General features: G+C 71.7%; 11 protein-coding genes and 1 pseudogene. 5 read left to right on the top strand and 7 right to left on the bottom strand.

Annotated features, from left to right (window positions below):
- Positions 1 to 608 (bottom strand): carbohydrate-binding protein (locus DQW85_RS05905; RefSeq protein WP_338043356.1); only part of this gene is annotated, 608 nt, incomplete at its 3' end.
- Between the two features lie 230 nt (positions 609 to 838).
- Between DQW85_RS05905 and DQW85_RS05900 the strand changes: the two genes are divergently transcribed.
- Together DQW85_RS05900 and DQW85_RS05895 are read left to right on the top strand one after the other, a co-directional pair.
- Positions 839 to 1528: a lytic polysaccharide monooxygenase gene (locus DQW85_RS05900; RefSeq protein ID WP_113699391.1), complete on the top strand. Its 690-nt coding sequence runs from the start codon at positions 839 to 841 to the stop codon at positions 1526 to 1528.
- A gap of 2 nt (positions 1529 to 1530) precedes the next feature.
- Positions 1531 to 1938: a DoxX family protein gene (locus DQW85_RS05895; RefSeq protein WP_113699390.1), complete on the top strand. Its 408-nt coding sequence runs from the start codon at positions 1531 to 1533 to the stop codon at positions 1936 to 1938.
- 70 nt (positions 1939 to 2008) lie between these two features.
- Here the strand turns inward: DQW85_RS05895 and DQW85_RS44195 are convergent, their stop codons facing one another.
- Both DQW85_RS44195 and DQW85_RS05890 read right to left on the bottom strand, forming a co-directional pair.
- On the bottom strand, positions 2009 to 2155 hold the full coding sequence (locus tag DQW85_RS44195; RefSeq protein WP_162794760.1) for a hypothetical protein: 147 nt from the start codon (positions 2153 to 2155) through the stop codon (positions 2009 to 2011).
- A complete protein-coding gene (locus DQW85_RS05890) occupies positions 2152 to 3111 on the bottom strand; it encodes an MBL fold metallo-hydrolase (RefSeq protein WP_113699389.1) in 960 nt (319 codons plus the stop codon). Before DQW85_RS05890 ends, DQW85_RS44195 begins: the two co-directional genes overlap by 4 nt.
- Positions 3112 to 3187: 76 nt before the next feature.
- On the opposite strand from DQW85_RS05890, the gene DQW85_RS05885 reads away from it, so the two are divergent.
- Both DQW85_RS05885 and DQW85_RS05880 read left to right on the top strand, forming a co-directional pair.
- Entirely contained in the window at positions 3188 to 3844 is a 657-nt protein-coding gene (locus DQW85_RS05885; RefSeq protein ID WP_113699388.1) for a TetR/AcrR family transcriptional regulator, read from the top strand.
- Positions 3845 to 3885: 41 nt separating this feature from the next.
- A complete protein-coding gene (locus tag DQW85_RS05880; protein WP_113699387.1) occupies positions 3886 to 4272 on the top strand; it encodes an ACT domain-containing protein in 387 nt (128 codons plus the stop codon).
- Positions 4273 to 4328: 56 nt separating this feature from the next.
- Here the strand turns inward: DQW85_RS05880 and DQW85_RS05875 are convergent, their stop codons facing one another.
- Positions 4329 to 4994: a TetR/AcrR family transcriptional regulator gene (locus DQW85_RS05875; protein WP_113699386.1), complete on the bottom strand. Its 666-nt coding sequence runs from the start codon at positions 4992 to 4994 to the stop codon at positions 4329 to 4331.
- 125 nt (positions 4995 to 5119) lie between these two features.
- Between DQW85_RS05875 and DQW85_RS05870 the strand changes: the two genes are divergently transcribed.
- Positions 5120 to 6634: a serine/threonine-protein kinase gene (locus DQW85_RS05870; RefSeq protein WP_162794759.1), complete on the top strand. Its 1515-nt coding sequence runs from the start codon at positions 5120 to 5122 to the stop codon at positions 6632 to 6634.
- Between the two features lie 16 nt (positions 6635 to 6650).
- Here the strand turns inward: DQW85_RS05870 and DQW85_RS05865 are convergent, their stop codons facing one another.
- From DQW85_RS05865 to DQW85_RS05855, 3 genes and pseudogenes are all read right to left on the bottom strand, one after another.
- Positions 6651 to 7760: a DUF917 domain-containing protein gene (locus DQW85_RS05865; protein WP_113699384.1), complete on the bottom strand. Its 1110-nt coding sequence runs from the start codon at positions 7758 to 7760 to the stop codon at positions 6651 to 6653.
- Positions 7745 to 9334, bottom strand: a complete 1590-nt coding sequence (locus DQW85_RS05860; protein ID WP_113699383.1) for a hydantoinase/oxoprolinase N-terminal domain-containing protein — start codon at positions 9332 to 9334, stop codon at positions 7745 to 7747. The genes DQW85_RS05865 and DQW85_RS05860 overlap by 16 nt, the downstream gene beginning before the upstream one ends.
- Positions 9335 to 9357: 23 nt before the next feature.
- Positions 9358 to 9548: pseudogene (locus DQW85_RS05855) on the bottom strand (hypothetical protein); the annotation flags it as partial.

Here is a 9548-nt window from a genome sequence, read left to right as displayed (position 1 = left end):
GCGAAGCCGGGGTAGGCGCTCAGCGCCGCGGTGAGGCCGTTGTAGGTGTAGAACGGGTTCCGGCTGGGGAACATCTGATCGAACTGGGCCTGGCTCACGACGAAGCCGGAGGCGGGCGGGTCCGTGGGGGGCGTGGTCGGCGAGCCGCACGTGTACGGCTCCCAGTACCACGTGCTGATCACCGGATCGTAGCCGGGGTTGTCATGCTCGGCGCGGTAGTAGTTGCCGTCGGTGTACTTGACGATGCTGCCCGCGGCGTACCAGGTGCCGGCGGCCCAGTTCGGGTAGGCGCAGCCGCCGGAGGGCGGGGGCGTGCTCGTGCCGCCGCAGGCGCCCTTGTCGGCCCAGACGTCGGCGCTGCCCGGGGTGTCGCCCTGGGTCCACCACTTCGCCGACCAGTTGTGACCGTTGTGGGAGACGCTCGCGCCCCCGGTGTAGACCGCCGACGAGCTCCACGGGCCGGCGCAGCTCTCGGCCGTCGCCGAGGAGGTCGAGCTCCACGGGCCGGCGCAGCTCTCGGCCGTCGCCGAGGAGGTGGGCAGGACGACCGCGATCACGCCCGCGGCTGCCAGGGACGCGACCGACGCCAGAATGCGCAGTCCTAACACTTGATCACTCCTTCGTACGGCGTGCGGCCGTACCTGATGGGGGATGGCCCGGTCCGTGTCCGCGTTGCGCGTGCCGGGGCGGCTCATGGACCGGTGGCGTTCTTTTAGGAAAGTTTCCTAAGAGAATTGCCCCAGATGGTAGCCCCGCCCGACCGGCCTCACAAGTGTGTTTACTATTAGGAAACTTTCCTTTACGTTGGCGGGAACCCCCCATGTAAAGGAGTACTTCAATGAGAAGGACTCTCACGTTACTCGGCGTGGCGGCGATCGCCATCGCCACCACGGTGTTCAACGCCACCCCGGCTCTGGCCCACGGCTACGTCAACTCACCGGCGAGCCGACAGGCCAACTGCGCCCAGGGCAGGGTGCCCGACTGCGGCCCGATCATCTACGAGCCGCAGAGCGTGGAAGGGCCCAAGGGGCTGCGTAGCTGTCACGCGAACCTCCCGCAGTTCGCCCAGCTCAGCGACGAGAGCAAGCCCTGGCCCGCCACGTCGGTCGGCACCTCGGTGACCTTCAACTGGACGTTCACCGCCAAGCACCGCACCCGCGACTACGAGTACTACATCGGCAACACCCGCATCGGGTTCTTCAGCGGCGACACCGACTCGCACACGGTGAACCTCTCGGGCTACTCGGGAAGGCAGAAGGTTCTCGCGATCTGGAACATCGGCGACACGCCGATGGCCTTCTACTCCTGCATCGACCTGCAGATCGGCGGGGGCGGCGGCAACCCGACGCCACCTCCGAACCCCACTCCCCCTCCCACGACACCCTCCGGCACGTGGAAGGCCAACACCGCCTACGCGGTGGGCGCGCAGGTCACCTACAACGGGGCGTCGTACCGCTGCACCCAGGCGCACACCTCGCTTCCCGGCTGGGAGCCGCCCAACGTTCCCGCTCTCTGGCAGCGGGGCTGATCATGGATCAGATCCGTGAAGTCGTGACGACGCTCTTCCGCGTCGTGGTGGGTCTGCTGTTCGCATGCCACGGGGCCGCGACCCTGTTCGGCGTGCTCGGCGGCCCGCGCGGCGGGAGGATCCCGTCGGTCGGCGACTGGCCTTCGTGGTGGGCTGGGGTGATCGAGCTGGGCGCCGGCACTCTGGTCGCTCTCGGGCTCGCCACTCGCGCCGCCGCCCTGCTCTGCTCGGGCACCATGGCCTACGCCTACTTCGTCGTCCACCAGCCGAAGGGCCTGTTCCCGTTGACCAACGGGGGCGAGCTCGCCGCGTTGTTCTGCTGGTCGTTCCTGATGCTGGCACTGCTGGGCAGCGGCGCCTGGTCGTTGGACCACCTCCTGTCCCGCGCACGGCGCGTGCATCAGACCTGAACGCCGTGATGGCCGGGCCGCCGGACACCGGCGGCCCGGCCATCCTCCGCGATCACCGCGTCTGGGCTTGTCACGTGTTCTCCGCGAACAGTCCGTGGACGGTCTCCATGGCGAGGGAGGCCCGAGGGTATCCGAGGTAGCCCGCCAGGAGTGTCATCAGGGCGGTGACGACGGCGATGCCACGCTCACGCCGGCCGTCGGATCGGCCGGTGCTCATGACGTGGTCGTCCTCTTGTCGGCGTCGTAGAAGGCCCGGGCGGTGAAGCTGATCCATTCGGGCCGTTCCCAGGCGCTCCAGCGGTCGCGGGCTTGCTTGTCGATCGCGGCCGCCGCCTCGTCAGCGGAGACGCCGGCGGCGCGCAGGCGACCGGCCTCGTCGCGGACGTAAGTGAGGTAGTCGCGGACATCGTGGATCAGCGAGACGTCGGTCACCTCGCCGTGCCCGGGGACGACGACCTCGGGGCCGAGGGCGCTGAGCTGATCGAGCACGCTGATCCAGCGCTCCGGGTCGACGTCGGTGTCGTGCGGCGGGAAGTACGGCGTGATCGGGAAGATACGGGTCTCGAACAGGTCGCCGCCGAACAGCACGCGATCGTCGATGAGCACGACCTGGTCGGAGGCGGTGTGGGCCGGGCCGACGGTGCGCAGCGCCGCTGTGTGGCCGCCGAGGTCGATCTCGGTCTGGCCGTCGTAGACCAGGTCAGGGTCGACGAACTCGACGCCTTCGAGCTCGGCCGCGATGTTCGGCCCCAGGCCCCGGAACATGTCGAGGTAGGCGGGGCCCTTGCGGTGCAGCTCGTCGCGCTGCCCCCGGTTGTAGACCATCGTCGCGGCGCCCTCGAACGCCTGGGCGCCGAAGCCGTGCTCGGGATGGAAGTGCGTGACGGTCAGGTAGAGGCGCCGCTCGCCGGCCAGGCGCCGGGCCTGCCGCAGGACGTAGGCGCCGTTGCCCGGGCCCATCCCGGTGTCGATGACCAGCGCTGCCTTCTCGCCCACGATGATGCCGACGTTCGGGACGAGTTCCACCCTCCGGTCGGGGATCACATAGACGCCGTCGGAGACCTGGACCGGCTCGCCGCGCACGATCGGCGCCGGGGCGCCGCTCACATCTGGCGCGTCGTTCTCTGTGGTTTCGCGGCCCGCCGCACTCGGCGAGGGATTGGTGGCGCACATGGCCTACTCCAATCTAATCAGTGTTCAGATTGCGCTTCCACCATACCTGAGATCTGAGCGTTGTTAAGATTCGGGCATGGGGAAGACGCACTACCACCACGGAGAGCTGCGCGGCGCGCTGCTCGACGCCGCCGAGGAACTGGTCCGCGAACACGGCGTCGTGGGCTGGTCTCTTCGGGAGGCCTCGGCTCGGGTCGGAGTCAGCTCTAGCGCCGCTTATCACCACTTCGCCTCACGCGACGCACTGGTCCGCGCACTGTCCGGGCGCGTGCTCGCCCGGCTCGGAGAACGCATGAACAGCGCCGCCGCACAGGCCGCCGAACCGTCCGCCGACGTCCGGCAGGGCCTCGTCGCAGCGGGCCGGGCCTACGTCCGCTGGGCGCTGGAGGACCCGGCGGTCGCCCGCCTGGCCTTCGGTTCCGGGGCCCACGACCCTGAAGCCACGATTTCACCGCACCCGCACGACGTACTCGACGCCGAACTCGACCGGCTCGTCGAAGCCGGCACACTGAGCGCCGAAGCCCGTCCTGGAGCCGAGTTCGTCGTCTGGACAGCCATACACGGACTCGCCACCCTCCTGGCCGACGGGCTCATGATCCTCGACAGCCCGGAGGCCGCCGACCTGCAGACAGAACGCACCCTCCGGGCCGTCCTCGCCGGCCTGACCCGGGAAACCGCACCGTCCCAGAGCTGGCCGGCGGCGCACTCCGCCCACACCGAGCGCCGGGCCTGACGGCCCGCGGCCGTCAGGATCGTTTCTGGTAGATACGTGCCATGAGTTCACCCACCGCCCAGCGCCTCGGCGTCGTGCCCTCCGTGTTCGCCGTCGAGCACCTGCCACAAGCGACCTTTCCCGACGACGACGAGTGGATCGCGCTGGTCCGCGCCCCGGAGGGGCTGACCGTCGTCCGCGAGACGTGGCCGGCGGGCACGGGCGAGCGCTGGATCGGCCTGTACGGCGGCGCGAGCGCGCACGGCCTCGACACTCCCGGCATGCTGGCGGCGATCGTGGGACCGCTGGCCGACGCGGCGATCCCGGTCTTCGTCGCCTCGACGTTCCACGCCGATCTCGTCCTCGTGCCGGAGCCGAGGGTTCGGGAGGCCGTGGCCGTGCTTGAAGGCGCGGGACACCAGATCGATACCCGGCACCTGCGGTCCTGAGAGGTCTCGACGCGCGTCGCCGGCGTGAACCCGGGCCGGGTGCTGACGGTCCTGGGCTACCTCGGCTCTTGAGCCGGGGGCGGCGCTGGTGACTCTTCCGGCGTGTGGTCGGCGGTGGGGGGTGGGGGGTCGGGTCGCACCGATCGCCAGATCCGGTCGGGCAGGACCTGTGCGGCCTCGTCGAGATCGATGCCCGGTACGCGGGACAGCCACCGGCGCGCGGTCTCGGCGACGGGGCCGATCAGCAGCATCTCCATCAGCGGCTCGGGAATGGCGGCGATCTCGCCCGCGGCCACCCGCGGCCGCAGCCACGCCGCCACCGCCTCGAGCTTCTCCTGCTTGGCCGCCCATATCTGCTCGGCGTGGGCGGCCAGGTATCCGGCGTAGGCCGAGGCGTGGATGAACCACGCCGCGTCAGGACGTTGACCGGTGAACCCCAGGTAGCCTCGCACGATCGCGTGCACACCCTCGCGGGCCGTTCGGGCATGCCGCAGCCGATCCAGGATCTCGTCGAACATCTCGGCGGTGCAGCGCGTATACAGGGCGGCCGCCAGGCCGTCGAGGCTGCCGAAGTGGTGATACAGGCTGCCCTGGCTCACCCCGCTGACCTCGGTCACCGCCTGCACCGACAAGCCCTGCCCGCCGCCCGCGGCCCACACCTTCAGCGCGGCGGTCAGCAGCCGCTCCACCGTGATCTCGCTACGTCGCTGCTTGGCCGCCATACCGACAGCCTACCGAAACCATAACCAAAGTCTAAAATTTCGTTTTAGTTTTGGTAGGGTGCTGATCGTCGGCTCGAGTGCCACGTGACGTCCGATCTCGACCCACTTGACTGGCTGGAGGCCTGGTGCCCGAGGTGTTACCCCTGTTGGACGAGGACCCGAGGGCGGTCGGGCTCCACCGCCTGGAGGGACGGCTCGGAGCCGGTGGGCAGGGCACCGTCTACGTGGGGCGGGGCGGGGACGGCGCGCTCGTGGCGGTCAAGCTCCTGCATCCCCACCTGATGGCCGACCACCGGGAGCAGCAGCGCTTCCTGCGCGAGGTGGAGACCGCCCAGCGGGTGGCGCCCTTCTGCACTGCTCAGGTGCTCGACTTCGGGTTCGTCGCCGGCAGGCCGTACATCGTCAGCGAGTTCGTCGACGGGCCGTCGCTGCAGACCGCCGTGCGGGACAACGGACCGCGCGGGGCTGCCGCCCTGCAGCGCCTGGCGGTCAACACCGCGACCGCCCTGGCGGCGATTCACGAGGCCGGGGTGGTGCACCGCGACTTCAAACCCGGCAACGTGCTGCTCGGGCCCGACGGGCCCGTCGTCATCGACTTCGGCATCGCCCGGGCGCTGGACCTCAGCCAGTCGATCGTGAGCAGCCAGCCCATCGGCAGCCCCGCCTACATGGCGCCCGAGCAGATCGCCGGCGGCGACGTCACGCCCGCGGCCGACTTGTTCGCCTGGGGCGCGACCATGGTCTACGCGGCCACCGGGCGGCGGGCCTTCGCCGGCGACTCGATACCCGGCATCCTGCACATGATCCTGCGGGGCGAGCCGGACCTCGGCGGGCTGGAGGGGGCGCTGCGAGAGCTGCTGGGCGAGTGCCTGGCCAAGGACCCGGCCCAGCGGCCCACCGCTGCCCGGGTGATCGAACGGCTGCGTGCCCTTCCTGCCCCTGCCTGGCACTCCATCGCTCCTCGGGCCGCTGTCGCGGACGGCCCTGACGTATCTGCCCAGCGGGCGGGCGGCCGGCGGCCCGGCCTGATCATGGTTACGGCGGGCGCGGCCCTGCTCGTCACCGCCGTGACCGGCTACTTCGCCTTGGCGCCCAGCGCTTCCGGCAACCAGGCGGCCAGGCCGACCCCGGAGGTGTCCGCAACCGTGGCGTCGCCGCCTTCCGCGGTGCCCGGCGAGCCCTCCCCCAGCGCGTCCGGGACGCGGCTTGGCCCGCCCGGTTCGGGGGCCACCAGGCGACCGCAGTCGGCCAGGGCGGTGCCCAGCACGAACGCCACCTCGAAGGGCACGCCCGGCCAGACCCACATGCCGCACACCAAGGCCCCGGTCGAGCCCACCACCACCGTGCCCACCAGGAAGCCGACCCGCAAGCCGACCACCAGGCCGACGAGGACCACGCAGCCTCCGAGCAGCGGGCCGCCCGCGCCCACCCGAGGCACCATCACCTTCGACGACGCCCACGAGTACTGCAAGGCGCAGGGCCAGAGCATGGCCGGCGGCAGCTGGGACAACCTGTGGTGCCTGGGCGGCGCGAGGATCACCCCGACGACGGTGTGCCAGTGGAGGTACCAGGGCCGCGACGCGGTCGCCGAATACCCTCCGAACGCGATGTCGCCCGAGGTGACCTGCCGGTTGTCATGACGCGACGCGGGCGAAATCAGGCGCGCGCCGCGGCCGCGAGCCGCTCCACCGGCGTGTACTCCTCCGAGAGCCCGAACGCCGACGGCCCGAAGCACCGCAACGCCTCGGGCGCGCGCATGATGTCCGGCGTCGAGATGGCGAACACCGTCAGGCGCTGGCCGTAGGCGAGCGCCTCAGTGGTGACCGGCGCCCCGGTCTCGCTGTTGAGCGTGCAGATGAGGTCCGGCACGATCGCCACCACCCGGGTGCCGCGGCGGGCGACGAGGTGCTCGTTCTGGAAGGTGATCTCCAGCCGGTCACCGGGGTCGTCGAGCGCGGCCATCGTGACCCGGCCCCGCGCGAACCCGTCCACGGTCCTGCGTTCCACGTCGATCACCTTGCCGGCGAAGAGCACCATGCCGTGGGAGTAGATCGTGTCCGCCAGCGTGCCGGCGAGCGCCTCGAACGGGTCGGCGTGGGCGGCGCGGGCCTGGCGGAGCGTGGCGCCGAGCCGCCGGGCCAGCGTCAGCGTGCCGGGGACGGCGGTACGGCGCACGGTCGCGGCGTCCATCGGGTAGTCGCAGATGTAGGCGGCGCCGCCCATCTGGATGGTCATGGCCCGTGCCAGCCACTCCATCCTACGGTTGTCCACGGCGTCGATGATGCCGGTGTCGCCGTGGTCCGAGGCGATCGACATGGGCGAGCCGGACACCCCGTACACCGCGAACGTCTCCATCTGCAACTCCGGGAATGCCCGGCCCATGCCGTCGGCGTCCACGACCGGCAGCCCGGTCTGGGCGCCGAGCAGCAGCGGCATCATGCTGTTGAGCCCGCCGCACTCGATCGGCATCGTGGCCGCGGCCGTACGCCCGAGGTGCCGTTCCAGCGCGCGCAGCGCGGCGACGTTGCCCGCGCCGGACGGCAGCTTCTCCACGAACACCGTCGGAGCGCCCATCATCGCGCTCGGCAGCACCAGCGCGTCGTCGGGCAGCTCGTCCACGCCGATGATCCGCACGGTGCGGCCGGCACGCAGTTGCCGCTCCACCAGCAGCCGGCCTATGTAGGGGTCGCCGCCTCCGCCGGTGCCGAGCAGGGCCGCGCCCTCGGCCAGGTCGCGCAGCCCGTCGAGCGTCAGGTCGTGGCCCACGGCCGGTCCTCCTCGTCACTGGTGCGGGCACGGCCGAGGTCCAGCTCGCCCACCGCCTTCACGCGGACGCGGACCGCGTTGCCCGGCAGGTACGCCACGTGGATCTCGTCGATCTCCACGATCTCGACGCTGCCGGGAACGGCCCCGGCGGCGACGGCCCGCTCGACCGCCTCGGCGCGGGCCCGCTCCAGAACGTCCTCGCGGGAGACGCCCGTGTTGACCGCGAACAGCCGGTCCACGTCGCCGCCGATCTGCCCGATGGCGGCGCCGATGGCGTTGGCGACGGCGTGGTGGCCGGGCCGGTGCACCGACGGGACGCCCGGCAGCTCGGGCGGCATCAGCACGCTGCCGCCGCCGACCACGATGACCGGCAGCGGGTCGGCGGAGACGCGCATCCGCTCGACCTGGTCGGCCACGCGCGACGCCATCCAGGCCACGCCGCGCCGTACGAGGTCGCGGTCCAGGTGCCGGACGAGCGAGGCGTCGCCGATGTCGGCCAGCCCGGCCGCGACCGCCAGGTCGGTGGCCGTGAGCGTCCGCCCGCCGAACACCAGGGCCCGCCGGGTCAGCTCGTACCCGACCGATTCGGGCCCCACCTCGATCGGCGAGGTTCGGACGTGGCTGCCGCCGCCGAGGCCGATGGACAGCACGTCCGGCATGCGGAAGTTCGTACGCACTCCCCCGATGTCCACCTCGCCGGTCGCGGCGCGCGGGTAGCCGTCGGCCAGCACGCCGACGTCGGTGGTCGTGCCGCCGATGTCCACGACGGCGCAGTTCGCCCGGCCGGCCAGGAACGCCGCTCCGCGCATGCTGTTGGTCGGGCCGGAGGCGAAGGTGCGCACGGGATGGCGGCGGGTGTGGTCGGCGTCCATGAGGGTGCCGTCGTTCTGCGACAGGAACAGCGGCGCGTCGACCCCGACCTCGCGCAGCGCCGCGGCGAACCCGTCCACGATCCGGTCGGCCAGGTCGCGCAGGCAGGCGTTGACGATGGTGGCGTTCTCCCGCTCCAGCAGCCCGACCCGGCCGATCTGGTGCGACAGGCTGACCCGCAGGTGCGGCAGCTCGTCCAGCAGGACGCTCGCGGCCTGCTCCTCCAGCTCGGTGTTGACCGGCGAGAACACCGAGGAGACGGCGACCGTGTCCACACCTCGGGCGTGCAGCTCGGCCGCCACCCGCCGCAGCTCGTCGCGGTCCAGCGGCGAGATCGGGCGGCCGTCGAACTCGTGGCCGCCCTGGCACAGGTGGACGCTCGGCCGGATCGCCTCGCGCAGCCGTGCCGGCCAGTCGACGAGCGGCGGCAGGGCGGCGGTCGCGGGCAGCGCCAGCCGGACGACGCCGGTCGGCGCCAGGTTCCGGCCCGTGACGAGGGCGTTGGTGAAATGGGTGGTGCCGATCATGACTGCGGCGATCCGGCCGCGGTCGACGGCGCCCGCGCCCAGCAGCCGCCGCAGCGCGGTGACGATGCCGCCGGTGACGTCGGGGGTGGTCGCGGTCTTGGTCTCGGCCAGGACGGTCGTCCCGTCCATGATCACGGCATCGGTGTGGGTCCCGCCCACGTCGATCCCCACTCGCACGGACGCGCTCCTCCTAAGTCGGTCTAACTCGGTCGCGGGCCGCCGGACCGCGGGTTGCCGGGGCGGCCGGTGACCAGCCCTGCCTTGCCCGCCGCCGCGTACAGGGCGAACGCGACGACGAGGGCGTTGAGCGCCGGGACGCCCCAGGCGAGGTAGTGGCCGACCAGGGCGGCGGCCGGCCAGACCACGAGCGCGGCGGGCACCCAGCCCGGCG

Origin of the sequence: Nonomuraea lactucae (assembly GCF_003313395.1) — a bacterium.
GTDB classification, from domain to species: Bacteria; Actinomycetota; Actinomycetes; order Streptosporangiales; family Streptosporangiaceae; genus Nonomuraea; species Nonomuraea lactucae.
This window is presented reverse-complemented; position numbering and strand designations above follow the sequence as displayed.

What these genes read in the sequence shown, in the direction of transcription:
- DQW85_RS05895 (WP_113699390.1), top strand. Translation starts at nt 1,531, where the DNA reads ATGGATCAGATCCGTGAAGTCGTGACGACGCTCTTCCGCGTCGTGGTG.
- DQW85_RS05885 (WP_113699388.1), top strand. Translation starts at nt 3,188, where the DNA reads ATGGGGAAGACGCACTACCACCACGGAGAGCTGCGCGGCGCGCTGCTC.
- DQW85_RS05890 (WP_113699389.1), bottom strand. Translation starts at nt 3,111, where the DNA reads ATGTGCGCCACCAATCCCTCGCCGAGTGCGGCGGGCCGCGAAACCACA.
- DQW85_RS44195 (WP_162794760.1), bottom strand. Translation starts at nt 2,155, where the DNA reads ATGAGCACCGGCCGATCCGACGGCCGGCGTGAGCGTGGCATCGCCGTC.
- DQW85_RS05880 (WP_113699387.1), top strand. Translation starts at nt 3,886, where the DNA reads ATGAGTTCACCCACCGCCCAGCGCCTCGGCGTCGTGCCCTCCGTGTTC.
- DQW85_RS05875 (WP_113699386.1), bottom strand. Translation starts at nt 4,994, where the DNA reads ATGGCGGCCAAGCAGCGACGTAGCGAGATCACGGTGGAGCGGCTGCTG.
- DQW85_RS05900 (WP_113699391.1), top strand. Translation starts at nt 839, where the DNA reads ATGAGAAGGACTCTCACGTTACTCGGCGTGGCGGCGATCGCCATCGCC.